We start from the raw sequence: 25440 nt of genomic DNA on the forward strand, positions 1-25440 counted from the left end.
TCAGCGGCCGGGTGACCGACCGCTGACGATCGAGCGGACGACGCGGGTCAGGAGGCCCAGACGGTGCCCCGAGGCTCGTACTCCAGGATGCGCGTCACCAGATCGGCGGCATCCGCGCCGAACTCACGACGAACGAGGTGCAGTCCCAGATCGAGTCCGGAGGTGACGCCGCCGCAGGTGACCAGGTCACCGTCGTCGACCACGCGGGCCTCGGTGACGAGGCCGCCGAACGCCGCGAGTTTGTCCTTGACCATCTGATGCGTGATGCAGCGCCGACCACGAGTCAGACCCGCCGCGCCGAGCAGCAGCGCTCCGGTGCAGACCGAGGCGACGACCAGGCCGGGGCGCGGTGCCGCGGCGAGTGTCCGCGGTAGGTCACCCTTCGCGATCTCCAGTTCGACACCGGGCCGGGTCGGGCCGGTCAAGCCGCTGCCCGGCACGATCAGAAGATCCGCGTCCCACGGCGACCAACCCGTGCCGACCTCGACCCGGGTGCCGCCACCGGCGGTGATCGTCCGCGGGACGTCGGCGGTGACGTAGTCGATGGTCAGCGGCGCACGGGCGGCACTGCGGGCGATGCTGAAGACCTCGTACGGCCCGACGAAGTCCTGCTCCTCGATGCCGTCGTACAGGAGAACCTGCACGCGCAGCGGGCCGGTCGCCGCGTCGGGCCGGTGGTGAGCTGTCATGCCCCGTTAGTCGTCCCGATCGAGGCTCGGGTTCCGGCTCGATCATCTGTCGTCGACATGCCGCCTGGGCTGGGCGAGCCACCCGACGTCACCCGGAGCGTCCGCGACGACCGCAACGGTTACGCAATTCCCACCGACGCGACGCCGCTCTCCGATGACCGATGGTCTCCGTGTCCACGCGCACGAAGTGATTGAGCAGACAGGAAATCTCATGGCAGTCCGCACCCATGTCGTCGCGGAAGCACCAGTCGCGGCACCGACACGCTGGCAGGATCGGACCGGCCGGATCCTGATGGCGATCACGGCAGCCGCCACCCTGGTGCCGTTCGTCGAGGGCGTCTCCCGCCTCGGGGGTCTCCCCAACGACCTGATCCTGACCGAGTACTGGCGAACCTGTGCCTACATCGTCTTCGCCGGGATGTGGGCCATGCTGGCGGTCGCGCCCCGCAAGCAGCGCGGCATGTGGGAACTCCTGCTCTTCCACAAGCTCGCGGTCACCGTCCAGGCCGCATTCATCCTCGACGTCCCGCACGCGCTGCGGACCCTGTTCGCCGACGGGTTCGTCTCGGCGACCACCATCGCCGCCTACGTGCTGTGCCGTGGCTGGCACACCTGGCGCCGCGGGGCGCTGGGCCCCGACGACAACCGCTGACCGGAGGAACACCGTCATGACCAACCCCGTCACCACGAGCACGACCGAGATAGTCCTACCGGGCGTGGTCGATCCGAGCGGGCTGCAGGTATGCGCCCGCGAACTGCCCGCGCCGGTTGCGGGGCAGGTCGTCCTGCGGATGGAGGCGACCGGTGTGTCGTTCGCCGAGCAGCAGATGCGCCGGGGCAAGTACTACGACCAACCGCCGTTCCCCTTCGTACCCGGATATGACCTGGTCGGCACCGTCACGGCCGTCGGACCCGGCGGGGACACCGACCTGGTCGGACGCCGGTTCGCCGCCGTCACCAAGATCGGCGCGTGGGCCACCCATGTGCTGGTCGAGGCCGCCGACCTGGTTCCGGTGCCGGACGGGGTGTCCCCCGCCGCCGCCGAGACCGTGGTCGTCAACGGCATCACCGCCTGGCAGATGCTGCACCGGCTGGCCAAGGTCCGCTCCGGGAACGTCGTCGTCGTGCTCGGGGCGAACGGCGGGGTCGGCTCCACGCTCGTCCAGCTGGCCCGGCACGCCGGCGTCCGCGTCATCGGCACCGCCTCGCCGCGCCACCACGACGCGGTACGCGCGCTGGGCGCCACCCCTGTCGACTACCGCGAGCCCGGCATGTACCACCGGGTCAGGGCGTTGGCCCCGGACGGTGTGGACGCGGTGTTCGACCACGTGGGCGGCCCCGGTGTGGAACGGTCCTGGCAGTTGCTGCGCAGGGGCGGCACGCTGGTGTCCTACGGCACGGCGGCGACGAAGGACGAGGCGGGCAACTCGCGTCTGCCCGTGCTGAAGCTCTTCGCGCAGCTGAAGCTCTGGCACACCCTGCCGAACCACCGAAGCGCCTACTTCTACAACTTCTGGGCGGGCCACCGTAATCTGGCGGCTTTCCGGCGCAACCTGTCCGAGGACCTGACCCAGGTGTTCCGTCTACTCACCGACGGTGTGCTGGACCCGCAGATCGCCGCGGAGATCCCCCTGGCCGAGGCCGCGTCGGCGCTGACGCTCGCCGAGTCCCGCACCGTCGCCGGCAAAATCATCCTGGTGCCCTGATCACGGATGCCGGTGATGGCCCGGTGGGACACCGACCTGCTCGCCCTCGCCCAGGACGACGAACTGACCCATCATCCCGTCGTCCTCGTGGGCGAGCAGGTGGCAGTGGTACATGTACGGCGTGTTCGGATCGGTGTGGTCCCGAAAGCGCAGCGCCAACCGGTAGCGCTTCCCCTGGACCAGCAGGACGGTGTCCTTCCAGCCGCGCAACGGTGGTTCCGGCATACCGCCGTCGACCGTCAGCACCTGGAACTGCACGTCGTGGATATGGAAGTTGTGCAGATACCCGTTGTCGTTCGTCACCTCCCACACCTCCACGGTGCCCTCCCGGACACCGAAGTCGATCCGGTCCATGGCCATCGAGCGCCCGTTGATCCGATTCGACGCGAGCACGAAGGAGCGTTCCTGGGCGACCGCGCGGCCGGCGAGGTCCGGTGCGGCGCCGAGCACGGCGGGCACGGCGGCGTGGCCGGACAGCGAACCCACGGCCCGGAACTGGCAGATGTCGAAGCGGTCGTCGAAGCCGTCGAGCCGTCCCAGCACCCCGCCGTGCGCCGCCGGGTAGGAACGCAGCTCCACCCGCTCCCCCGGCTCGAAGGCCACCACGATCTCCGCGCGTTCCCCCGGCGAGAGGTAGAGCCGGTCGGTCTCCCACGGCGCGGCGAGCAGACCACCGTCCGTGGCGACGAGCGAGAAGTGCCGATCGTCGGAGAACCCGAAGTGGTACAGGCGCGCGTTGGAGCCGTTCAGCATCCGCAGCCGCACGAGCCGGGTCGTCACGTCGAAGTACGGCCCGATCGTGCCGTTGACGAGGATCTCGTCGCCGATCACACCCAGCGAGCCCGCCAGCGGTTCCCGCTGCACGAACTGCTGTTCCTCGTCGAACGCACGGTCCTGCACGATCATCGGGACGTCGTCGACGCCGTACTCCGACGGCAGGTTCAGCGCCTCGACCCGCTCGTCGTCGACGAGGAACAGCCCGGCCACGCCCCGGTACATGTGGTCGGCGGTCGCGCCGTGTACGTGCGGGTGGTACCAGAGCGTCGCGGCGGCCTGGTCGATCGTCCACTGCGGCGCCCAGGTGTCTCCGGCCCCAATCGTCTGGTGCGGGCCGCCGTCCATCACCGCCGGCAGGTGCATGCCGTGCCAGTGCAGCGACGTCGCCTCGTCCAGACCGTTGTGCACCGCGAACTCGACCCGCTCGCCGCGCCGAGCCCGGATCGTCGGGCCCAGGTACGTGCCGTTCACACCCCAGGTGCGGGTGGCCTTCCCGTCCTTGAACCGGGACTCACCCGGCTGGATGCCGAGCGTGAAGACACGGGCGCCCGAGGCGCCACTCGTCGACCGGGCCAGGGCAGGAATCGACAAGGCCGTGTCGAAGGCGAGCTTCCCCACGGTGTCCCGCTTCACGCTCAGGTAGTAGGCGCCGAAGCCACCGCCACCCAGGGCGACCGCGCCCCCCACTCCCCACCCGAATGCCTTCAGCACCGTACGACGTCTCATGGCACAACCGTTTCGCAGCCGGCGATTCCATCGCGTCGGCGACAACTGCGTAGCCATGAGATCAGCCCCGCGCTACGAGAGCAGCTGGAACAGCTCCAGTTGAATTCCATCGGGGTCGCGGAGGTAGAGGATCTTCGTCCCCGCCAACGCCCCCGCTTCGACACCGTCGCCGTCCTCGAGCACGACCGGATCGGCGTTGACATGCACGCCCCGCTCCACCAAGTCCCGGTGCGCCGTGTCGAGGTCGTCGACCTCGAAACACAGGTGCATCACCCCGACGTCACAGTTGCGTCCGGTGAAGGGCTTCGGCTGCGGGCTGTCGTACTGGATGAGTTCCAGGAGGACGTTGTCGCCGGCCAGCGCGAACGATGCCCGCATCGACGCGTTTTCGACCTCGACGACCGCACCGATCGCCGGGTTCGTGGCGGAGATCGTCACGCCGCTCGGCGCGATGCCGAGGACGTCCTCGTACCACCTCAACGATCGGGCCAGATCGCTGACCGGCACGCCAATATGGTTCATCCTCGTCACTCTGCTCATGAACCCATCCTGGCGAGCGAGCCACGGTGGTGGAAGGCACGGATCTTCCGCGTACCGCTGATACCACCCAATCCCCTGACCGTTGGCGGATCATGTGTTCATGAATGACCTCGGCGCTACGCTGCGGGCCTGGCGGGAGCGTACGGACCCGGATGCGGTCGGTCTCCCGAACGCATCCCGTCGCCGCGTCGCCGGGCTTCGACGTGGCGAGCTGGCGACGCTGGCCGGCATCTCCTCCGAATACGTGGCACGCCTCGAACAGGGCCGGGCCGGCACGCCGTCGGCGCAGGTATGCGCCGCCCTGGCCCGCGCATTACGACTCTCCGACGACGAGGAGGCGCACCTGATGCGCCTTGCCGGCTTCGCCGCGGCCCCGGACCGGATACCCTGCCGGATCCCCGGCAGCATGCGCCGCGTCATCGACCACCTGGGCGACGTCCCGGCGGCCGTCTACGACGCCGCGTGGCGACTTCTGCACTGGAACCGGCTGTTCGCGGCCGTCTTCGGCGATCCCGCGCACTGCTCCGCCGACGACCGCAACGCGCTGATCGTCCAGTTCGAATCCCGAAATACCCGCGTCCGCCAGACCGACACCGAGCGCGCCTACTTCGAACAGTCGCTGGTGGCCGACCTGCGCGCCACCAGCGCCCGCTACCCGAATGAACCCGACGTGGCGGCGCTGATCACGCGCATGGCGGGCAACGACCGGTTCCGCCGACTCTGGGCCCTCGGCACGGTGGCCCTGCACGAGAGCGCACACAAGACCGCCCTACATCCGGACGTGGGCCCAATCCCGCTGGACTCCAACGTCCTGACTACTCGGAACACCGACCTTCGCCTCGTCGTCCTCACACCCCGGCCCGACACCACAGCCCGCGAGAAGCTGGACCGACTGGGTTGACGAGGGCCGGTTCCGCGGCAAGTCGGGCTAGAGCCAGCGCATGCGGGGTGATGTTCCCCGGGTTTCACGGAGCCGCGGCTGCCCCCGGCCTTTCGGTCGCCACGGGCGATGTCTGGTTTGTCGCCGCGTGCTCACCGAGTTCGGTAAGCGGCCTCAGGTGGCCCATCGCGCCCGTGCACGGCAGCGGATCCTTGAGCATCGATGGTCGTTGTTCTCGTCATAATGGGTGCTGCGACCATCACCAAGCGGCGTTCGACGGGTCCGTCCCGGTCGGCCAGCGGCCTACCTACCTGTTGACGGTCCCTCCGAGTTCGCCGATGGCGATGCGTCTTATGGTCACGGTGCGAAGACGGTGCCGACTGAGGTCGGGCCGGTGCGGATTCACGTTCCTCGGGACCGGGCGGGATCGTTCACGCTGCGGATCATGCCACGCATGCCCGCCGTCTGGAGGGGTTCAACGAGGCGATCCTGTCCCTGTACGCCAAAGGACTGACGACCGGAAAGATTTCCGCGCATCTGGCGGATGCGTATGACGCCGAGGTGTCCCGGGAGTTGATCAGCCGGGTCACCGACGGCATCCCGGCCGACATGAAAACCTGGCGGCAACGGCCCCTGGACCGGATCTATCCGGTGGTGTTCATCGACGCACTGGTGATGAAGATCCGGCAGGGGCAGGTCGCGAACCGGCCCGTCTACGTGGCGGTCGGGATCAGCCTCGACGGGGAACGCGACGTCCTCGGCATGTGGGCCGGCACCGGCGGTGAGGGCGCCAAGCAGTGGGCCGGCTACCTCACCGAACTGCGCAACCGGGGTGTGGACGACGTGTTCATGGTCTGCTCCGACGGGCTCAAGGGCATGACCGACGCGATCGAGCAGGTCTGGCCCCTCGCGGTGCACCAGCAGTGCGTCGTGCATCTCGTGCGGGCCAGCCTGCGTTACCCGAATCGCAAGGAGTGGCAGAAGATCACTCCCGCGCTGCGGGAGATCTACACCGCCCCACCGTCGCGGCCGTCGAGGCCCGGTTCGAGGCCTTCGCCGCCGAGTTCGGTGACCAGTACCCGGCCGTGATCCGGCTGTGGCGGACCTCGTGGCCGCAGTTCGTGCCGTTCCTCGACTACGACCACGAGGTCCGCAAGGTCCTCTACACCACCAACATCATCGAGTCCCTGAACGCACGGTTCCGGCAGGCCGCCCGCCGCCGGGGGCACTTCCCCACCGAGCAGGCCGCGATGAAGGTCCTCTACCTCGTCGTCCAACAGAAACGCCGGGGCGGCAGCAGCATCACCGGCCGGGTCTACGGTTGGCCAAAGCCCTCAACGCCCTGATCCTCGCCTACAGCGACCGGATCAACATCCAACAACCTCGATCACACCCAGCGGTCAAACACGGAAAACGCCGCAGGCGGGTCTGTCAAACGAACGGCTCTGTCTCACATTCGGTGGTGACGGTGCGTGCCGGTCAGCCGAGCAGGATGCGGTGTCGCAGAAGGTCGAACCCGGCGCGTCCGTACATTTGTCGCTTGATCAGTTTGGTTCTGGTGTTGACGCCTTCGGTGCCGCCGTTGTGGAAGGGATGGGTCAGGGCGGCGTTGACAGCGGCGCGGTCCAGGCCGAGGCCGCGGGTGAAGGTGTGCAGGTAGGGCAGGTCGGTGGCCTTGACCTCGGCGATCCACGAGTCGAGACGGTCGTCGTTGCCGGCTGCTGGCGTGAGGAGCGCGGCGAACGAGCCGATGAAGCCGGTCAGCGCGGTCATCTGTGGACAGGCGGCGGTGAGGGCGTCGACGAGCGTCCGTTGGTGTTCTGTGAGCTGGTCAGGGTCGGTGAGGAGGTAGCGGGTCAGACGCCTGGGCGACAGAGCTGGGCGGTCGGCTTCAACCCGGCCTTGGGTGATGTAGCGGTAGAGCAGGTTGAGGCTGCCGGTGTAGCCGAGTTCTCTGATCTCGGTCAGGAGTTGGGTGGCGCCGATGGCGGGATCTTGTTGGCGGCGGCGCTGTAGGTGCTCGCGGTAGGGGTCGACGAGGGTAGGTCGGTACTGCGGTGCGCGAACCAGGCGTTCGGGTTCGCTGATCCGGGCGTAGCGTTTGACGGTGTTGAGGCCGAGGTTGAGCCGGCGGGCGCATTCGAGCAGGCCGACTCTTTTGTCGAGCAGGTCGTGGACCTGCTGCCACCGCTGCCGGGTGGTCACCGCCCGCTTACCCTCCTGGGGCGGCAGGCCGGCGGCGGCCCAGCACATACTGTGCGCGGTGACCTCTTTGCGGACGGCCTCGGCGAGGTTGTGCCACAGATGCCAACGGTCGGCGACCTGCACCGCTGCGGGCAGGGCACGGCGGATCGCCTCGGCGTAGGCGCCGGAGGAGTCCCGGCACACCACCTCGACACCGGGATGCTCCCGCAGCCACGTCTCCAACGTGTGGGCCTTGCGGTCGGGCAGCACGTCGACGCGCTGGCGGGTGACCGCGTCGATCAGGACGGTGGCGTAACGCTGGCGACGGCACAGCGCGAAGTCGTCGACCCCGAGCACGCGGGGAACTCTCCGTTCGGGCAGCGGAATGCGTAGCAGCGACCGCAGGGCGGTGTGTCGGGACATGACGACCATCGCCAGGACCGACATCAGGCGAGCGCCGCCCCGGCCGGCCAGATGGCGCACCACCGCAGCGACCTGGGAGATCAGTCGGGGTGTGCGGCGCTGGTAACGCTCCAGAACACCCGGAAGCTGTTCGCGGAACGTGCGGCGGCAGCCCCGCGTCGGGCAGACCAGACGGCGCACGCGTACCCGCAGCACCACCGGCCGGGCATCGACCGACACGTCCGCGAGAGTCCGCTGGTGATACCCGTGCACCCGGCCCGTCACCGCATCGCAGCCCGGACAGGCCACAGGCGTCTCAGGGGTCCGAGCCCGCACCAGAATCTGCTCGCCCTCGTCCGTGACGTCATCGATCACCAGCGGGGACAACCCCGAGAACGCCATCTTCATAAGATCATCGATCTTGCACACATGGTCTCAACGACATCGACCACCCTCGGTCACCACCGAATGTGAGACAGAGCCGAATGTGAGACAGAGCCGTTCGTTTTACAGTCCCGGGCAGCCCGGAGATCATGCGCCGAGTCGGGTCCACCACTGGTGTTGTCCCCAATTGGACTGCCCGGTGTAGACCGCGCCGTCGAAGTTGCTGTCCAGGATCAGGCCCGTCGCCCGGTTGCCCCAGAGGTATGAAGAGATCTGGTGATCATTGCCGATCATGTCCCATATCTGGTAGTTGCCTCCGTTGCACGGCAAGGCGTACACAGCGCCGTTGAGATTGCTGTCCAGGCACCAGCCGGAGGCCCGGTTCACGAAGGTGTACCCCCCGTTCACCACGTTGAGGATCCAGTGCTGATTGTGGACGTTCGGATAGCAGGGAAGCGTGTAGACCGAGTTGCCAGAGCTGTCTAGGCATCGCTTCGTGGCGTAGTTCCTGAGGGCCGTGGTGTCGGCGGCCAGTGCCGGCTGGGCGGCGACCACGAGACCGGACGCCACCAAGCCGATGGTCATGGTGACGCGGATCAGGCTGCGGGTGAGCAGGTTCTTCACAGTACCTCCGATGCGAGTGCTTGACGTGAAGGTACGTTGGCGCCGTTCGGCTCCGCGTCGGTGACAACTACGTACGTGGTGCCACGGAAAGTTAGGTGAACAAGCCCTCTCACCACGACCTCTATCGTCGGCAGAGTGCGAGGAAATTGCCTTGTTTACCGTGCTCACGATCGCCGCGTCCGTTCTGGTCGGGCTCTTCCCCGCCGCCCCGGCGCTCGCCGTGCTGCAGGATGGCCAGGCGACCGGGCAATGGAATGTGCAGGGGCAGAGCCAGGGTGGCAAGGTCCACCGGAGTTCCGTCGGCAGACCATCGTGCAGGGAATCCTTGATGACCCGACGGTCCAGGTCCTGGCGTTGCAGGAGGTGGGCAGCGATCCGCCACCGACGGCTCAGCCGACTGGGCGGATCCTCTACGGCGTGGTCGAGTACTGCTGGAACTGCGGCACCGGGACCCGCCCGAACAACGTCTTCGTCTACTGGACCGATGTCCAACAGCAGCGCTACGGCCTCGCGATCGTCACCCGGGAATCGGTGGTCGACGCACGGCGGTTGACGGCACGGCCGTTTCAACATCATCTGGTGATGCCGAGGATGGTGAATGGCCTGGTCATGTTGCGGTTGGCCCACTGGTGGCTTCGGTGATGTCGGTGCGGCCGTTGAGGCGTAGGGCATTGATGGCGAGGTTGCGGAGCGAGGCGAGTACGCAGGGGCCGGAACGGGTGCGGACGCGGGAGTGGTCCTCGCGGTAGCAGGTGTCTCTGACGAAGCGGAGGGTTTCGATGGTCCATTGGCTGGGGTTGAACGCGGCGATCTGGGCCGGTCCCGCGGTTTCGGCGGGGTGGCTGGTGACGCTCAGTTGCGCGGCGGCGGGCTGTTTGCCGTTGGTGGTGGTGACGTAGCGTTCGACCAGCCAGACCTGGTGGACGTTGGGGAACGGTAGGTCGGGCGGGGCGGGTAGGACTCGCATGGTGCGGCGGGTGGTCCGGCCGTGTCCGGTGTCGGTGTTCTCGTGGCCGATCGGGGTGTCGGCCCAGGGCAGCGCGCCGAGGGCGTGGAACAGGGCTTGCCGGTTTTCCTTGACCGGGAGCACGAGGTTGCCACCCTGCTGGTGGATGAGGTCGGCGGTGGCCTTGACGGTGTGCAGGGCGTCGGCGGTCACGGTCACGTCGCGCAGATCGAGGGTTTCCAGCAGGGCGCGGGCGGTTTCTGGTTCTCGGGTTTCGCGCCGTCGGTGGGCGTTTGGGCGGTGACGACGGCGGTCGGGTCGGGGCAGGGTTAGCCGGTCAGGGCGGACAGCAGGTGCGGTTGTTCGCCGTCGAACCCGACGGCGCCGCGCACGGTATTACCGTCCAGGCGTACCTGTGCCGGTGCGTCGCGGCTGCCGCAGGCCTGCTCGCCGGCCTACGACCGGATGATTGGTCTGGACTTGTTCGACGTCAGCGCCGACGGCGCGATCACCAAGGCCCCGTGTGGCGGTGACCGGGCCGGTCGGTCTCCTGTCGACCGCGGCAAGGACGGCATGAAACGCTGCACCGGCGTCGACGGTTACGGCATCCCGCTCGGCCTCGTCGGCGCTCCGGCCAACCGGCACGACGCACCGTTGCTGCGCGGCACCTTCGAGGAGTGCAGCCGCCAACTGCGCCACCAATGGCCGCAGTGGGTCACCGCCCATCTGGACCGCTGATACGACAGCCGTGGCACCCGAGAGCTGCTCGACGAGATCGGCTTCGACGCCGAGTTCGCCCGCAAAGGCCTGCCCGTACCGATCCAGGTCAGCAAGCGGTGAGTGGTCGAGCGGACGAACTCGTCGATGAACGCGTTCGGCAAGATCCGCTGGTGCACCCACCGCGACGCCACAATCACCGACTTCTACCGGTAACTGGCCGCCGCCGTCGTCACCGTCCGTCACTCATCCACCGGGCACGAACCCTCTACCTCGGGGACACCCGGCCCACCACCCGCCGACTCAAGTGACACCTACTGCCGGTCCCTCTAAGTAATTCCTACCGATGCGATGTCGAGCCCCGCTACCGCATGGTCTCTGTGTCCGAGGTCTGGAGGATCTGACGTGGGCTCTGCACGCAAACGGTTGGCCACGATCATCGCGGCGACGACGGCAGCGACGCTGTTGTCCGCAGTCGAACCGATGACACCGGCGGTGGCGGCCCCGCAGGACCGGGTCACCGCGTCCTGGAACATGCAGGGCCAGAGCGACGGGACCGGGGGGCCTCCGGAGTCGCGGTGGCTGACCGGTGTGCAGCAGATGCTCAACCAGGAAGGGGTGCAGATCGCTGCACTCCAGGAGGCGGGCAGCACACCGCCCGACCGAGCGGTGTGGACCGATCGTCGGTTCGCCGATCCCGGCGTCACCGAGCATCTGTACAACATCGGTTCGGAAAGCCGCCCGGACCTGGTGCAGATCTACTGGGCCGACCCCGGTCAGCAACGCAACGGCCTGGCCATCGTCACCCGGGAGACGGTAAGCGACGCCGTGATCCTGCCGGTGGGCGGACGGTTCAACTCGCGGCCGATGATGGGCGTCCAGATCGGCACCGACTGGTATTTCACCGCCCACGCGCTGTCCAACGGTGAGAACAGCGCCAACGACGCCGCCGACATCATCGAGACGGCGCGGCAGTTCATGGCTCGCCGCCCCACCGGCGAATGGATGGTGCTCGCCGACTTCAACCAGAACCCGGCACGGATGCCGGCCGCGCTACAGAACCACATCGTCGCGGCGAACCAGCCCACCCACCAGGGTGGCCATGAGCTGGACTTCGCCTATGCCAGCAACGAAAACAACAACACCATCAACGCCGAGGTTCGCGGCGGAAACTCCGACCACGCGTACGTCCGTTACGTAGTGAACGCCGGCTGCGGCTCCGGCGGGGGCCTCGCACCCCGGACGACCGCCGACCGGGACTGCTACGCCCCGGTCCCCGGCGACACGTACCGCTTCTTCGCCCGTCACATGGAGAACGCGGTGATCGCGTTGAAGACGAACGACGGCGTCGACATCGGACCGCACGTCAGGACGCCGCGCGGCAGCCTCGACGAGGCCATTCAGGTGCGCTTCAGCACGATTGGAGGCCAGTACCAGCTCGCCTGGCCGCAGGCCGACCCGGCGACCGAGCGGTGCCTGACCTGGGAGACGAACTCCCGGAGCACCGGCAGCACCCTCTGCTCCGAGCAGGCGGAGGTTTCGCGGTGGCAGTTCAAGGACGGGCAGATCTTCACGCCCGGGCTCAGCGGCACCCTGCAGCCCTCCGCCGAGGCTCTCGGATCGCGGCTGATGGTCGCGCAGTCCTTCTACCAGTGGCGACCGGAGCCCCGCAACGGCATCGGCCCGCGCTGGGACCCGATCGGGGAGTTCCGGGACGCCACCCCTGCCGGCTCGGAGACCCACTTCCCCGACCTCGACGGCGACGGCGACGCCGACCACGTCATCGTTCAGCCCGACGGTCGGATACCCGCGTGGCGCAACAACGGCCCCCGATCCACCTGGACCGCCCTCGGTGACATCAGCCCGCCGGACCGGGGTCTGCCCACTACGGTGCACTTCGGCGACCTCGACGGCGACGACCGGGACGACTACATCCGCGTGCTGGCCGCTGACGAGTCGCCAAACGGGATCCGGGTCATACAGGTGTCCCGCAACGAGTCCGACGCCGCGCAGAAACGATGGGGAGCACCCACCATCGTGGCCAACAACCTGCTCTACGAGAACCCGCGCTTCGTCGACATCGACGGCGACGGCGACGACGACCTGATCAACTCGGATCGGCTGAGCAACGCCAGCCTCTGGGAGAACCGGTCCCCGGGCCGGATGCCGGTGCCGGGAGACTGGCACTCGGTCAGCGGCTTCGCGACCCCCGCCGACAGCTATTACCAGACCTCGTTCGCGGATGTCACCGGTGACCGCCGGGCCGACGTGCTGCGCGTCGACTACCCCAGCGGCAAAGTGCTGGCCTGGGAGAACACCGGCGCACCGTGGAGCGCGACGACCGGCTGGCGGTCGCTGGGCCCGATCCGTGACGATGGCCCGTTCGCCGGCACCACCGGCCTGTTCGTCGACCTCGACGCCGACCTGATCAGCGACTTCGTCCTGGTCAACGCCGTCTCGGGTGGTCTCGACGGTTGGCTGCTGCCCCGCTACGGCAGCGCTGATCCCGGCCCGGGACAGCCCGGCCAGAGCGGCGGGCAGGACCTGCCGGCCGGAACGCTGCCGGCGTACGGGGGTGGGCCACCGCGACCGCAGCTCGACGGCCGGCTGTTGCAGAACAGCACGTTCACCGGCACGGACAAGCCGTGGTGGACCAACGCGGGGATGACGCCGAAACTGGAGGGCGGGACCTTCTGCGTGACCGCGCCCGCGTCCACCAACCCGTGGGACGTCCTGGTGGGCCATAACAGCATCTACCTGCCCGGCGGCACCACGTACACGCTGCGGTTCCGCGCCCGCACCAACACGGCGGCGAACCCGCTGATCTACCTCGCGCCCTTCGACAACCCGACGAACGTCACGTACCTGAACAAAGGCTTCAACACCGGCACCGCCTGGAAGGAGTACGAGTACAGCATCATCACGACCTACCCGGAGCCATACCGGTTGGCCCAGCTCCAGTTCCGCCTCGGCAAGTCCACCGCGCCGTACGAGTTCTGCATGGACGACGTGACGCTCACCGGCGTCGAGTACGCGTACCGGGCCGACGCCGGGCCGGACATCAAGGTGAACCAACACGGCTATCTACCCAACGGGCCCAAACGGGCGACGTTGCTGTACGGCGCGTCCCAGGCGGTGCCGTGGACGCTGCGCCGGGCCGGCGGCGGCGCGACGGTGGCGACCGGCCTCACCACCCCGACCGGCTTCGACGCGTCGGCCAGCGCCATCACCCACGTCATCGACTTCAGCCACGTCACGACCACCGGCCGGTTCGAGTTGGTGTACGACGGCTGGGTCGACCGGCCCAGTCACGCGTTCGACATCCGCGCGGACCTGTATGACCGGCTGCGCACCGACGCGACACGGTTCTTCTACACCAACCGCAGTGGGATCGCGATCGACGGGGGCATCGCCGGGGCCGCGTACGCCCGCCCGGCCGGGCACGTCGCCGACTCACCGAACGGTGGCGACACCCAGGTGCCCTGCCAGAAGCCGAAGTCGTTCCTGAACAACTGGACCTGCTCCTACCGGCTGGACGTCACCGGCGGCTGGTACGACGCCGGTGACCACGGCAAGTACGTCGTCAACGGTGGCATCGCCACGTACCAGCTCCTGTCGACGTGGGAACGCAACCGGCCGGCGGCGCTCGGCGACGGCACCCTGGCCGTGCCCGAACGCGGCAACGGGGTTCCGGACATCCTCGACGAGGCCCGCTGGAACCTCGACTTCATGCTGAAGATGCAGGTGCCCGACGGTCTCCCGCTGGCCGGCATGGTCCACCACAAGGTGCACGACGAGACCTGGACCGGGCCGCCGATGCTGCCGCACCAGGACAAGAAGCCCCGGGAACTGCACCGGCCATCGACCGCGGCCACCCTGAACCTGGCCGCCGTCGCCGCCCAGGCAGCGAGGATCTACCAGCCGTACGACGCCGGCTTCGCCGCCCGGCTGCGCGCGGCGGCCGAACGCGCGTACGCTGCGGCCCGGGCCAACCCGGCGCTCTTCGCACCGTACGAGGACCGCAGCGGCGGCGGTCCCTACAACGACGGGGACATCTCCGACGAGTTCTACTGGGCCGCCGCCGAGCTGTACCTGACCACCAGGGACACCACCTACCTCACCGCCGTCCGGGTCAGCCGGTTCCACACCGCCGGTACGGCGTTCAGCCAGAACGGCTTCTACTGGGGATCGGTGGCCGCGCTGGCCCAACTCGACCTGGCGCGGTTCGGCACCGAGCTGAATGACCGTGAGCAGATCACAGGGTGGGTGGTCGCCGCCGCGGACCGGTTGATCTCCTTCCAGAAGGCCGAGCGCTTCGGGCAGACCTACACCCCCACCACCGGACGCTACGACTGGGGCTCGAACGCCTCCATGCTGAACAACCAGGTCGTTCTCGCCACCGCCTACGACCTCACCGGCAACGCCAGGTACGCCGACGCCGTCTTCGAGGGCCTCGACTACCTGCTGGGCCGCAACGCCCTCGGGCAGTCGTACATCACCGGCTACGGCAGCAACGACGCGAAGAACCAGCACAGCCGGTGGTACGCGAAATCGTTCGACGCCCGACTGCCGAACCCGCCCGTCGGGTCGGTCGCCGGTGGGCCCAACTCCAGCCTCCAAGACCCGCTCTCGGCGAGTTGGCTATCCGGGTGCGCCCCACAGCTCTGCTACGTCGACAATCTCGAAGCCTGGTCGGTCAACGAGATCACCATCAACTGGAACTCCGCACTGACCTGGGTAGCCGCGTTCGCGGCCGATGTGGCTGGCCGTCGAGGATGACGGGACTGTCAAACGAACGGCCCGATCCTTGCTGAGCCGAGGGTGACACGGCGACGACAGCCGCTGCGGCCGGTCCGCGGACGCTGTCCGGCCTACAAGAAGCGCTCAGGGTCGAAGCTATCGAGGTCGATAATGCGAACCCGGGGATGGACGTTGGTAAAGCAGCCCGCATCCTCCTCGTTGTCGAATACCTGCAGATCTGGCACGCAGCCGTGCTGCTCGTGCTGCATGGCCTGCGCCGGCGCGCTGTGGGGACCCGCCGAAAAACTTCTGCTGTACGACTTCAGCCGACCCGGCGAACTGCCCAGCGCGGTACGCCTCAATGCCACCTTCCGCAGCCTCGGACAGCTCTGCGGACCGGTGGTGGGCTCGGTACTGCTGCTGCTCGGGCCCAGCACCGGCATCCTGCTCAACGTCACGTTCTACCTGCCGCTCACCCTCTGCCTCAGGTCGTTCTTCGTCGGCGCATCCCTGCAGTCGACGATGCCGGCGTTCGCCGAGGATCTCGACGACGGTCACAGCGGCACCGCCTACGGTGTGCTGCTGCTCGCCACCGTGGCGGGGGGCGGTGCTCGGTGTGCTACCCCCGCCACGCCATGGTTAGACATGTGCCGACCATTCGTGGGGTAGTCGCACCGCCGAACCTGCTGGTTGCCGCCGATCGGCCCACAACACCGGTCGGGCCGATCGCAATCAGATGCGCCCACCGCCGATTCCTCGACACCCCCGGAGCGACGACGCCGGCCAGCACATCGAGCGGAACGTCGCCGGCCAGCGTCAAGCGGTACTCGGTCGCCATGGATAGCCCTTCAGTCTCGTCGCAGGATCTGGATTATCGCCCCGCTGCGCGTCACCGCCACCAGTTCCTTCAACCCTGCGATCGGCCAGCCGTCGAACTGCTTCTGCAACGCCGCGAGATCGCCGCGCCAGTCGTGGAGGTTGAACACCACTCGCTGGGTCTGCCCGCTGGCGATCTTGTCGTCAACCCCGCTCCACACGCCTCGCACGCTCTTCGCCGGCGTCGGGGAGTAGCAGTCGAAGACATGCCCCTGCAGCCAGGACCGTGATGGCTTCGTGCAGGTTGTCGTCACCGGCGGACAGGCTGATCTTTCTGTCGGCGACAAGTTGGCGCATCCGGGTACCGTCCAACAGCCAGCGCAGGAACAGCACGGACTGCTGGAAACAGCTCAGCGCGCGCCGCTTGTTGCGGGTGCACGGCGCTGCCGTTCGGCGTGCACCAGCTTCGACAGGTAGAACACGGTCCGGTCGCGTACCGGCAGGGTGGCGGTGTAGGTGATACTCATGGTCGGCGCGGGGCTCCGTGAAGTTGATCCGTGAGAAGACCACTTCGTATCGGAGTTCCGCGTCCTTGCCCACCTTGATCACGCCCATCGGGGCGATTCCCGTACGTCACCTATCATCCCGGACAGTACTCCCGGGGACCGAAGGCTTACCCGGAGCGGCTCACTGGGAGCGTATCGGAGAGTTACCTGAAGAACGTCCGTCATGTCCTATGGGCCGACCTATCCCCCTGTGCTCGAAGTGCCACGATGCGCCCCAGTCGACGAACTCGATCGGAGTATGCGATTCGGCGGTTTGAGCGTTGAGGTGTCGGCTGCCCGCCGTCCGATAGCTTGATGGTGTGGTTGAGTTCGAGGTTCGTGAGCGGGTCGAGGCGGACGAGGCGGCGTTGGCGGCTCTGGGTGAGCAGGTCGCCGACGGGGGCCGGGTCGCCTTCACCATCCGCGACCACGTGCCCGCCGCTGATGTACGGCGGGCCCGGCATCCGGACAGCGTCGGAGTGATCGCAGAGGCTGACGGGCGGCTCGTGGGGTCCGGGTGGGTGCGGTTCGATCGGGCGCGGATCGGCGGGCAGGTGGTGCAGGTAGGGTTTTTGCACGGGCTGGCCGTACACCCGGACTACCGGCGGCAAGGGGTGGCTCGGGCGATGACCGATTTCCGGTTACGGCGCGTCGAGGCGCGCGGTCCGGGGGTGGTCGCCGTGGCTACCATCCAGCGGGGCAACGCCGGGTCGATGGCGAACGCGGAGTGGTGGGCGTCGCGAGTCACCGGGGACCTGCGGGTCACGCCGGTGCCGATGCGGCGGACCCGGCCAGGGGGCGGGGGTGGTTGGACCGTCCGGGCGGCGGTGCGCGATGACCTCGACACGATCGTGGCGGAGCTTGAACGGCGCTACCGGGACTTCGGGGTGGCGCCGGTGACGGGCCGTGAGGAGTTGACCGCCTGGTTGGAGACTGCGGTCGGGGACATCACCGAGGTAAACTCCTACGTGGTAGTGACGGACCGTCAGGGCCGGCTGCTGGCCGGGCTCGGCGTGATCGACGAGGCACGGCTTTCGGAGATGCGGGTACGCGCCATGCGGTTGGCCGGTCGTGCGCTCGGCGTTGTCGGCGCCGGTGGGATCATGCGGAATCTGTCGGTGACGTGGGCCTGGCATCGTCCGGACTCGGTGGCTGCTGGGCGGTTCCTCTGGCAGACCGTCCGCTGGCGGATGCGGGGTCGAGGCACCGCACTGGTCACTACCGTGGACGTCCGCGATCCGATCCGCGCGATGATCTCGGCACCGGGTTGGCTGCCGTCGACGAGCATCGCATTGGTGATCCGGTCGAGTAGTCCGTGGGACGACGCCCGGCTGCTGGCGGTGCCGTCCTGAGCGTCAGGCCGGCACCGGGCGAAAGAGCTCGGGTTGACGGCGGGCCAGATCGGCCAGCTCGTGCCGGCCGGTCACGCCCACTTTGGCGTACAGGTTGGACAGGTGGTACCCCACCGTCTTTCGCGTGATGAACAGCTCGTCGGCGATCTGTGCGTAGCTCATCCCGGAGACGGTCAGGCTCAGCACGTCGCGCTCTCGGTCGGTGACCACGAACGCTGGCGCGGCGACCGGTACGGGCTCGGCGAGGCGCTGCCGGATCTGATGAACGTACGGGGTGGCGCCGAGCCGTCGGTAGGCGGCAAGCGCCTCCTGCAGCAACGGCCGTGCTCTGTCAGGCGAGACCATCCGCGCCTGGTCGACGTGCATGTGGGCGCGGAACAGCGGCAGGTTCATCCCCGGGTCGCGCAGAGCCGGCTCCATCGCGCGCACGGCGCCGGGTACGTCGCCCTCCTGTTCGGAGGCCAGGGCTCGCAGCCACGACGCGCACGCTGGCGCCCAGGCGGGCAACGGGTCGAGCCGCACCAGTTCCTCGGCGCACGTGCGGGTGTGGTGGGTCGCGCCGGCCCAGGTCGCCGCGACGCCGGCACTGAGCAGCCACAGCGCCGTCGGGCGGTACGACCCGGCCAAAACTGCCTCGATGCTCGGCAGTTCGGCTCGCCCGACCCCGCGCATGCGGTCGCGGTCGCCCTCGGCGTGGGCTCGTAACACCATCAGGTGGGTCAGGTTCGAATCGCCCGCTGCGCGGCCCTGCCGCATCTGCTCGACCAGCGGGGCCATCGCCCGATCCATCTCGTCGAAGCGCCCATCGCCCAGTAGCAGGTACAACGGATAGACCGGATCCGGATCGAGCTCCATACCGAGGTGCATCGAGATCCGGGCGTTCGTCCAGTCACCGAGTAGCCACTGCACGAAACCGAGCCCGAGCGGAATGCGACCGTCAGCGCCGGTAAGCTCACCGCCGCGGAATCGGCGCATCACCTCCTGCAGATCGGAACGGGCGATGTCGAACAGGCCGGCCCGCACCGCGACGATCGCGCGCCGGGCCAGCTCGTAACTCGCCTCGACCGGCACGGCGGCGGCGTCGGACAGCGCGGGGTCCAGTGTCCGCCACTGCTGAGCTGGAGACATCCGAAGATGATCGGCCATGGTGCGCACCAACCGGGCGTGGTAGAAGACGCAGGGATCGTTGATACCCAGATCCTCCGCGGCCCCGAGAACCTCATGCACCTCGCTGGCCGGCCGGCTGGTGCGAAGCATCGCGAAGGCGAGCAGCACACCAGCCCGGTGGGCGGTGAGATTGTCCAGACCGGGGGTGTGCAGCACCCGCCCGAGCATGCCCTCCACCTCCTCGAACTGGTGCGCGGCGAGGCGAATTACCGCCAGCACTACCAACGCCGCCGGATCGTCCGCTCCGTCCGACCCGGCCAGCTCGGCGTGCACGACCGCCGGATCCGACGACAACGCATGATCCATCAATGACTCCAGCAGCCTGCGGCGCCGATGCCCGGGGTCGGTCGTGAGGTCGCTCGCGCCCCGCAGATACCGCGCCGACCGTTGCCAGGCGCGCCGTCGGCGCAGGCTTTGGGCGTACGCGTCGAGGTCACCGGCCAACTGGTCGTCATAGCTGGAGGAGGCCGCGAGCCGCTGGCCGAGCACCTCGCCACGATCGGTAAGAACCTTGGCGATCTGGTGATGCAGGTCGCGCCGCAGCGCAAGCGGCGTCTGCTCGTAGACGGCGGCGCGAACCAGTGCGTGCGTCACCCGGACCGCGCCCGGCTCCGAGCGAACCGCCAGCAGCCCCTGCTCGACGAGCACCTCGATCGCCTCGGAAGGATCGGCGGTGGATAACCCGGCGACGTCGCGCAGAGAGTGCCAGTCAGCACCCCAGACCGCGCAGAGCCGCAGCAGCGCCAACGCCGGCTCGCTTAGCCGCGCTGTACGCTGGGCGACCGTGGCGGCGAAGGCGGCCGGGGCAGGCAGCGACTGCCTGGCGGCGAGGTCGGCCGGATCGTGCTCGTCGAGAAGCGCGGTGACGTAGAGCGGATTCCCGTCGGTGTGCCGGTGCAGCGCGACTGCGGCGTCGCGAGAGAGCTTTTGTCCACGTGCCGTCAGCAGAGTCTCGATCTGGTCGATCGACAGCCCGCTGAGCTCGATTCGCACGAAGAGCCCGCTGCCGGTGCGCAGCCGTTGCCAGCGCGGGGCGGCACCGCGCAACCCCGGTCGAGCCCCCACCGCGACGAGCAGTTGGTCGTCGGTGGCCCGACCGACCAGCCAGGACAGCGCGCTGATCGACTCGTCGTCGGCCCATTGCAGATCATCGACGCGTAGCAGCACCGGTCGGTCGAACGCGACTCGGTTCAGATGTTCGCGCAGCCGCTGCGCCGCGAGAAACGGCGCGATCGGCCCGCCAGGTGAGTCATGTGGCAGGTCGACGCCCCACTGAAGCAGGACGCTGTAAGCGAAGCACTCCCCGGGCAGTCCCTCGGCGGCGAGCACCCGAAACCCATCGGCGCGTTCGGCCAATTCGTCGAGCAGCGTGGTCTTGCCGCTGCCCGGCTCCCCCTCGATGAGCATCACGGTACTGCGGCCTGAACGGGCCGACGTCAGCGCCTCGTCGAGCCGACGCCTCACGTCCTCGTGCCACAACCGCACGTCGCCTCCCAGGAAGCCCCTCGTCACGGACTAGGAATTTCGCCCAGGGTGCTGTCGGCCTGGCCGCCGTAGAACTTTATGTGACAACACTGAGCACGCACAGTACGAAGGAGACACCGATGAATCACCTCAGGTTGACGGCCGGCGGACTGGGTCTGGTCCTCGGCGGCGCCGTCCTGGTGGGCATCGCCCCGGCGTCGGCCTCGGCGGCGGACTGCTCGTCGGCCACCGACTACACGGCAGCGGGAACCTACTGTTTCGTCGTGCCCGCCGGTGCCCAGAGAATCAAGTTCGACATCTCTGGCGCGCAGGGGGGCCGGGGCGGAACCCACGGCGCGCCGGGTGGTCTGGGCGCCCAGGTGATCGACGATGTCGCCGTCACCCCCGGCCAGCGACTCACGATCACCGTGGGTGGTTCCGGCGCGGACGGGACGACGGCGCAGGGCGGCGGCAGCGGCTGGGCCGACGGCGGCTTCAACGGCGGCGGCCGGGGCGGTGGCAGCAACGGTATGGTGCCCGCCAGCGGCGGCGGCGGTGGCGGTGCGTCCGACATCCGGAGCGCCGACGGCACGAAGCTGATCGTCGCGGCCGGTGGAGGCGGTGGCGGGGGTGCCGGCGGCGGCATCTTCGGAGGGGACAGCGACGCTTACGGCGGTGGCGGCGGCGACAGCGTGGCAGGTGGATCCGGTCAAGATGGGTTCCGGGAGACCGGATCCTCGTACGAGGGCTCGGGCGGCAAGGGCGGCGGGCAGACCGCCGGCGGCAAGGGACCGAACTTCGAGGGCGGCGCGGCAGTCGCCGGCCCGGGGCAGGGCAACGACGGGGAATGCATCCAGATCGCCGTGTGCTCGCTGAGCACTGACGCGATGGCGCGTACCGGTGGTGGGGGTGGCGGCGGTGGCGGCGGCTGGTACGGCGGTGGCGGCGGCAACGGCGGGCAGGGCGCCTGGCAGGTCGGCGGCGGCGGCGGTGGCGGCGGTGGCAGCAGCAAGGCGTCGGCTTCCGCGACTTACCGACGCGGCGTGAACTCCGGCAACGGACGAGTCCGGATCAGCTACTACTCCACAGTGGCCCTCACCTCGTCGGCCAACCCGAGTACCTACTACAGTCCGGCAGTCTTCACCGCGACCGTCACTCCAGCGGTGAGCACCGGTTCGATGACATTCGCCCTGGGCGGCGTCACGATTTGCCGGGACATCGCGGTACGAGACGGGAGGGCCATCTGTGCTGCCGTCCCCAACACCTCCTGGGTGGTGGGCACGCACGAGATCCGGGCATCGTACTCTGGCTCCACGTCCAGCAGCCCTGCCACGGCCGTCTTGAGCCAGGTGGTCAGGGCCGAGACCTCAATCAAGCTACGGATCTTCGAATTCGGCAACCGGACCGACGACGTCCCCACCGGCCAAGGGCAGGACATCACCCTGGTGGCATCGGTGCAAGCGACGGGTGCACCGGTCCAGCAGCCACTCGGAGCGATCACCATTTACCACGGGACCCGGAAGCTGGGGACCGTCCTGCCGACGGAGACTTCGAGAGGGTTCGCCGAGGCGAGGTATGTGGTCCTGGCAGCCAACATGATCAGCAATTACACGAATTCGTTGCGGGCAGTGTACGAGGGCACCACGACCACGGCCCCGTCCACCGCAACGCTCACCCACTACGTCAACAGTTCCATCACTGGCATCCCCGACAACACGCCCGGGTATCTCAGGTACGTCGGCAGCGGGTGGGCCTACTCCAGCAACCGGCCCTACGGGGACTACGACAATGACATCCACGCCACGGCGCAGGAGGGGGACTACGTCACCTACCTGACACAGGGAGGGCGGCGTATCTCCCTGTTCGGCGAGCGCGGTCCCAACCACGGAACCATCGGCATCTACTGGGACGGCAAGCTGCTAGAAACCGTGGACACCAGCGGCCCAACTGCCAACGAACCCCGGCAACTGCTCTGGACCATGAGGCTGCCCACCGACTACATGTACTCGAACAAAGAGCTGAAAATGGTGAACATGTCGCCGGGCAAGTTGTTCACCGTCGATCAGCTCAACGACGAACCCCGTCCCTGACACGCTGACGGCACCACCGGCCACGGTTCAGCCGACCTTGACACCCACCAGCGATGTCAAGGTCGGCTGAACCGTGCGAGCATAAGCGATCACGTCGGAGCAGTAGTCGGAGACGCAGAGAAGAAGGATTCCCTGGTTCCGGCGGATCCTGCGTGGCGTCTTCACCCATGCAGGACTTCAGAGGGGAAGTTCACGTCCATCGATGGATGTGGTCGAAGGGTCTGTTCCCCACCGGGTTTGATGGAGACTGATGTTCCCCGGGTTTCTCGGAGCCGTGTTGGTTGGCGTCAGGCGACGGATAGGGCGATCGGGTGGAGCCTCTCATACTCGTTCGGGGTGAGCATGCCCAGTGAGCTGTGGCGGCGTTGCCGGTTGTGGAAGATCTCTAGGTACTCGAAGATCGCATTGGCTAGTTCGATGCGGGTGCGCCAGCGGCGGCGGTTGAGCAGTTCGGTCTGCATTCGGCCCCAGAACGACTCGATCATGCCGTTGTCGTAGCAGTCGCCGATGGATCCCATCGACGGTGCCAGGCCGGCTTCCTGGACCCGGCGGGTGAAGGCCCATGAGGTGAACTGGACTCCGTGGTCCGAGTGGATCACGGTGCCGGTAGGTTGGCGGTTGCTGATGGCCATGCTCAGGGCGTTGGTCACCAGGGTGGCGGTCTGGGTGGCGTCGATGGACCAGCCGACGACTTTTCGGGAGAAGGTGTCCAGCACGACTGCGCAGTAGACCTTGCCCTCCCGGGTCGGGTGTTCGGTGATGTCGGTGACCCACAACTGGTTCGGCGACGATCGGGTGAAGTCGCGGTTGACCAAGTCCGCCGCGGTTGGGGTCTGGTGCTTGGGCCGCGGCCTCCGGCTACCGGGCAGCCCGCGGATGCCGGCGCGGCGCATCAGCATCTCGACCGCGTGATAGCCCACGACGAGTCCACGGCCCAGCCGTAGTTCGGCATGCACGCGGCGGGAACCGTAGGTTCCCCTGGAGGCCAGATGCACCGCACGGATCTGTTCGGTCAGCCACGCGTGCCGCAGCGCCCGCTGCGACGGTGGCCGGTTGCGCCAGGCGTAGTACCCGGAAGCCGAGACCTCGAGCACACGGCAGCAGACCTCGACAGGCAACCCCTCAGCGGCCATCCGGTGGATGACCGCGTACCGGCCTTTTGGGGGCACCACCTCCTTGAGCAGTTCGGTCGCACGGCGATGCACGGCCAACTCGGTCTCCAGCTCGGCGATACGCCGCCGAGCGGCGACCAGCTCCGCCTGGTCAGCGGAGCTCACGCCTGGCATCTGACCGGTGTCGATCAGCTCCTGGCGGCGCCAGTTGTAGATCGTCTGATCACTGATGTCCAAGTCACGGACCAGCTCCGCTACCGATCGGCCAGCCTTGAGTAGATCGAGGACCTTACGACGAAACTCGGGTGGGTATCTCCTCGGCACGTCTCTCCTCAACGAATGACGAGCCTGACGAGTCAACCAACCTGACTCCACCGAACCCGGGGAACATCAGACCCTCCGGCGAACCGGGGGAACCTCACTGACAAACCCCATCTCAAACACGCTCTGAGGTTCTTCAACAGGTGCCACCGGTCGGCGACCTGGATCGCGTCAGGTGCTCCCTTGCGGGCGCCGTCGGCATAGCTGCCGCCTCGATCGCGGCAGATGATCTGAACGCCGGGATGCTCGCGCAGCCAGGCGGCGAGGGTGTCGGCGGTGCGGTCGGGCAGCACGTCGATCGGCCGGCGGGTATGCATGTCGAGCAGCACGGTCGCGTAGCGGTGGCCACGACGGCGGGCGAAGTCGTCCACGCCCAGCACCGCCGGTGTCGCCGGCGCCGGGTCGGGGATCCGGCGGATCATCCGGATCAACGTGGAGCGGGACACCGACACCGCCAGCCGCTGCGCCAACCGGCTGCCCGCTCGACCGCCCAAGGCCACCGCGACTGCTTCCAGGTCACCGGCCGCTACGACGGTGTGACGGGCATACCGGCGAGTCAGGCCGGGGACCTGCTCGACGAACGTCCGCCGCCCGCAGTCGGTGTTCACGCAGGTGAATCGGCGGACCGTCAGCGCGACCAGCACCTCGTGACCACCCAACCTGACATCGGCCAGCCTCCGCACATAGCGGCCATGCGCGGTGGTCGACCAGGTGCTGCTGGTATCACACCGTGCCCGCACGGTCTGGGTCGCCGCATCGATCCTGACCCCGACGCCCCGGACCACCACCGCTTCCAACCGCAGGCCCGTCAGGTGCGGCAGCAACGCCGGAATGATCTCCATCCCGGCACCCAACCCGAACTATCGGTGAGCGCGACTCACAAAATGCGTGCCAGAGCCAGTTCCAGTCCGCCGTTGACAGCCGGTGATGCCTCATCCCGGACGCGTCCACGACTTTTTCCGGGGCCCTGCCGCAGTTGGTCCCCTGCGGTACATGCCATCACAGATTCTGCCCGCGCCCGCAACGGCCAAGGGACCGTAGGATGAGGCAACGACCGACCTCCATCGCGAGGCTGCCCGCGAACCCGAATCGACCCGATGAGCCGACTGAACTTTTTCGCAGTCCCCGCTCGATAAAGCCCCAGGTCAGCAAGCGTCGTCCCCGCACGCGCGGGGGTCTTCCCTACTCCCGAGGGTACCCGCCCGGGTCCGTCCAGTCGTCCCCGCACGCGCGGGGGTCTTCCCGCCATCGAGCACCA

At 68.1% G+C, this 25440-nt stretch carries 19 protein-coding genes, 2 pseudogenes and 1 CRISPR repeat array (1 of these 22 running past the window's edge); of the genes and pseudogenes, 10 read left to right on the forward strand and 11 right to left on the reverse strand.

Annotation, left to right across the window (positions count from 1 at the left end):
* Positions 1–47: 47 nt before the first annotated feature.
* Positions 48–689: a DJ-1/PfpI family protein gene (locus tag FJK98_RS21480; RefSeq protein ID WP_145920633.1), complete on the reverse strand. Its 642-nt coding sequence runs from the start codon at positions 687–689 to the stop codon at positions 48–50.
* Positions 690–981: 292 nt separating this feature from the next.
* Here FJK98_RS21480 and FJK98_RS21485 point away from each other — a divergent pair, with 292 nt between their 5' ends.
* Together FJK98_RS21485 and FJK98_RS21490 are read left to right on the forward strand one after the other, a co-directional pair.
* The gene (locus tag FJK98_RS21485) at positions 982–1341 is read left to right on the forward strand and encodes a hypothetical protein (RefSeq protein WP_145920634.1); all 360 of its coding nucleotides are present in this window, start codon (positions 982–984) and stop codon (positions 1339–1341) included.
* A 16-nt stretch (positions 1342–1357) separates the two neighbouring features.
* On the forward strand, positions 1358–2395 hold the full coding sequence (locus tag FJK98_RS21490) for a medium chain dehydrogenase/reductase family protein (RefSeq protein WP_145920635.1): 1038 nt from the start codon (positions 1358–1360) through the stop codon (positions 2393–2395).
* On the opposite strand, the gene FJK98_RS21495 is transcribed toward FJK98_RS21490, so the two are convergent.
* Both FJK98_RS21495 and FJK98_RS21500 read right to left on the reverse strand, forming a co-directional pair.
* On the reverse strand, positions 2396–3898 hold the full coding sequence (locus FJK98_RS21495) for a multicopper oxidase family protein (protein ID WP_145920636.1): 1503 nt from the start codon (positions 3896–3898) through the stop codon (positions 2396–2398). It abuts the gene before it with no gap.
* A gap of 72 nt (positions 3899–3970) precedes the next feature.
* Positions 3971–4438: a VOC family protein gene (locus FJK98_RS21500; protein WP_145920637.1), complete on the reverse strand. Its 468-nt coding sequence runs from the start codon at positions 4436–4438 to the stop codon at positions 3971–3973.
* Positions 4439–4538: 100 nt separating this feature from the next.
* Here FJK98_RS21500 and FJK98_RS21505 point away from each other — a divergent pair, with 100 nt between their 5' ends.
* Together FJK98_RS21505 and FJK98_RS21510 are read left to right on the forward strand one after the other, a co-directional pair.
* Entirely contained in the window at positions 4539–5339 is an 801-nt protein-coding gene (locus FJK98_RS21505; protein ID WP_088642512.1) for a helix-turn-helix transcriptional regulator, read from the forward strand.
* Between the two features lie 489 nt (positions 5340–5828).
* Positions 5829–6664, forward strand: a pseudogene (locus tag FJK98_RS21510) (IS256 family transposase).
* A 133-nt stretch (positions 6665–6797) separates the two neighbouring features.
* On the opposite strand, the gene FJK98_RS21515 reads toward FJK98_RS21510, so the two are convergent.
* Both FJK98_RS21515 and FJK98_RS33300 read right to left on the reverse strand, forming a co-directional pair.
* Complete coding sequence (locus tag FJK98_RS21515; protein WP_168222384.1) at positions 6798–8312, reverse strand: ISL3 family transposase; 1515 nt, start codon at positions 8310–8312, stop codon at positions 6798–6800.
* A gap of 123 nt (positions 8313–8435) precedes the next feature.
* Complete coding sequence (locus FJK98_RS33300) at positions 8436–8912, reverse strand: RICIN domain-containing protein (RefSeq protein WP_168222529.1); 477 nt, start codon at positions 8910–8912, stop codon at positions 8436–8438.
* A gap of 312 nt (positions 8913–9224) precedes the next feature.
* On the opposite strand from FJK98_RS33300, the gene FJK98_RS33305 reads away from it, so the two are divergent.
* A complete protein-coding gene (locus FJK98_RS33305; protein ID WP_088642401.1) occupies positions 9225–9554 on the forward strand; it encodes a hypothetical protein in 330 nt (109 codons plus the stop codon).
* Here FJK98_RS33305 and FJK98_RS21525 read toward each other — a convergent pair.
* On the reverse strand, positions 9520–10077 hold the full coding sequence (locus FJK98_RS21525; RefSeq protein ID WP_240762229.1) for an ISAs1 family transposase: 558 nt from the start codon (positions 10075–10077) through the stop codon (positions 9520–9522). The two genes, FJK98_RS33305 and FJK98_RS21525, sit on opposite strands and share 35 nt — an antisense overlap.
* Positions 10078–10323: 246 nt before the next feature.
* Between FJK98_RS21525 and FJK98_RS21530 the strand changes: the two genes are divergently transcribed.
* Together FJK98_RS21530 and FJK98_RS21535 are read left to right on the forward strand one after the other, a co-directional pair.
* The gene (locus FJK98_RS21530; RefSeq protein ID WP_145920640.1) at positions 10324–10596 is read left to right on the forward strand and encodes a transposase; all 273 of its coding nucleotides are present in this window, start codon (positions 10324–10326) and stop codon (positions 10594–10596) included.
* A gap of 384 nt (positions 10597–10980) precedes the next feature.
* Complete coding sequence (locus FJK98_RS21535; protein WP_168222530.1) at positions 10981–15354, forward strand: glycoside hydrolase family 9 protein; 4374 nt, start codon at positions 10981–10983, stop codon at positions 15352–15354.
* A gap of 92 nt (positions 15355–15446) precedes the next feature.
* Here FJK98_RS21535 and FJK98_RS21540 read toward each other — a convergent pair whose 3' ends face one another.
* Positions 15447–15584, reverse strand: a complete 138-nt coding sequence (locus tag FJK98_RS21540; protein WP_194822630.1) for a hypothetical protein — start codon at positions 15582–15584, stop codon at positions 15447–15449.
* Here FJK98_RS21540 and FJK98_RS21545 point away from each other — a divergent pair.
* Positions 15583–15984 (forward strand): hypothetical protein, encoded by a 402-nt coding sequence (locus FJK98_RS21545; protein WP_205789132.1) that lies wholly within the window; start codon positions 15583–15585, stop codon positions 15982–15984. The two genes, FJK98_RS21540 and FJK98_RS21545, sit on opposite strands and share 2 nt — an antisense overlap.
* 179 nt (positions 15985–16163) lie before the next feature.
* On the opposite strand, the pseudogene FJK98_RS33310 reads toward FJK98_RS21545, so the two are convergent.
* Positions 16164–16409: pseudogene (locus FJK98_RS33310) on the reverse strand (hypothetical protein); the annotation flags it as partial.
* A gap of 587 nt (positions 16410–16996) precedes the next feature.
* Here FJK98_RS33310 and FJK98_RS21560 point away from each other — a divergent pair.
* Positions 16997–18028 carry a GNAT family N-acetyltransferase gene (locus tag FJK98_RS21560; protein ID WP_145920643.1) on the forward strand — a complete coding sequence of 344 codons (1032 nt, stop codon included), beginning with the start codon at positions 16997–16999 and terminating at the stop codon, positions 18026–18028.
* Between the two features lie 3 nt (positions 18029–18031).
* Here the strand turns inward: FJK98_RS21560 and FJK98_RS21565 are convergent, their stop codons facing one another.
* Entirely contained in the window at positions 18032–20680 is a 2649-nt protein-coding gene (locus FJK98_RS21565; RefSeq protein ID WP_168222532.1) for a LuxR C-terminal-related transcriptional regulator, read from the reverse strand.
* Between the two features lie 119 nt (positions 20681–20799).
* On the opposite strand from FJK98_RS21565, the gene FJK98_RS34705 reads away from it, so the two are divergent.
* Positions 20800–22749, forward strand: a complete 1950-nt coding sequence (locus tag FJK98_RS34705) for an Ig-like domain repeat protein (protein ID WP_168222533.1) — start codon at positions 20800–20802, stop codon at positions 22747–22749.
* A 287-nt stretch (positions 22750–23036) separates the two neighbouring features.
* On the opposite strand, the gene FJK98_RS21580 is transcribed toward FJK98_RS34705, so the two are convergent.
* Together FJK98_RS21580 and FJK98_RS21585 are read right to left on the reverse strand one after the other, a co-directional pair.
* A complete protein-coding gene (locus tag FJK98_RS21580; protein WP_145919019.1) occupies positions 23037–24185 on the reverse strand; it encodes an IS3 family transposase in 1149 nt (382 codons plus the stop codon).
* A gap of 32 nt (positions 24186–24217) precedes the next feature.
* Positions 24218–25024 (reverse strand): ISL3 family transposase, encoded by an 807-nt coding sequence (locus FJK98_RS21585; RefSeq protein ID WP_240762231.1) that lies wholly within the window; start codon positions 25022–25024, stop codon positions 24218–24220.
* 312 nt (positions 25025–25336) lie between these two features.
* Positions 25337–25440: direct repeats of the CRISPR family, unit length 28 nt; unit sequence GTCGTCCCCGCACGCGCGGGGGTCTTCC; it runs 1145 nt beyond the window's last position.

This window comes from Micromonospora sp. HM134, assembly GCF_007833915.1.
GTDB lineage: Bacteria > Actinomycetota > Actinomycetes > Mycobacteriales > Micromonosporaceae > Micromonospora > Micromonospora wenchangensis.

Excerpts from the sequence above, each read along its gene's own strand:
- FJK98_RS21480 (WP_145920633.1), bottom strand. The coding sequence starts at position 689 with ATGACAGCTCACCACCGGCCCGACGCGGCGACCGGCCCGCTGCGCGTG.
- FJK98_RS21485 (WP_145920634.1), top strand. The coding sequence starts at position 982 with ATGGCGATCACGGCAGCCGCCACCCTGGTGCCGTTCGTCGAGGGCGTC.
- FJK98_RS21490 (WP_145920635.1), top strand. The coding sequence starts at position 1,358 with ATGACCAACCCCGTCACCACGAGCACGACCGAGATAGTCCTACCGGGC.
- FJK98_RS21495 (WP_145920636.1), bottom strand. The coding sequence starts at position 3,898 with ATGAGACGTCGTACGGTGCTGAAGGCATTCGGGTGGGGAGTGGGGGGC.
- FJK98_RS21500 (WP_145920637.1), bottom strand. The coding sequence starts at position 4,438 with ATGAGCAGAGTGACGAGGATGAACCATATTGGCGTGCCGGTCAGCGAT.
- FJK98_RS21505 (WP_088642512.1), top strand. The coding sequence starts at position 4,539 with ATGAATGACCTCGGCGCTACGCTGCGGGCCTGGCGGGAGCGTACGGAC.
- FJK98_RS21515 (WP_168222384.1), bottom strand. The coding sequence starts at position 8,312 with ATGAAGATGGCGTTCTCGGGGTTGTCCCCGCTGGTGATCGATGACGTC.
- FJK98_RS21530 (WP_145920640.1), top strand. The coding sequence starts at position 10,324 with ATGATTGGTCTGGACTTGTTCGACGTCAGCGCCGACGGCGCGATCACC.
- FJK98_RS21545 (WP_205789132.1), top strand. The coding sequence starts at position 15,583 with ATGGCCTGCGCCGGCGCGCTGTGGGGACCCGCCGAAAAACTTCTGCTG.
- FJK98_RS21540 (WP_194822630.1), bottom strand. The coding sequence starts at position 15,584 with ATGCAGCACGAGCAGCACGGCTGCGTGCCAGATCTGCAGGTATTCGAC.
- FJK98_RS34705 (WP_168222533.1), top strand. The coding sequence starts at position 20,800 with ATGAATCACCTCAGGTTGACGGCCGGCGGACTGGGTCTGGTCCTCGGC.
- FJK98_RS21585 (WP_240762231.1), bottom strand. The coding sequence starts at position 25,024 with ATGGAGATCATTCCGGCGTTGCTGCCGCACCTGACGGGCCTGCGGTTG.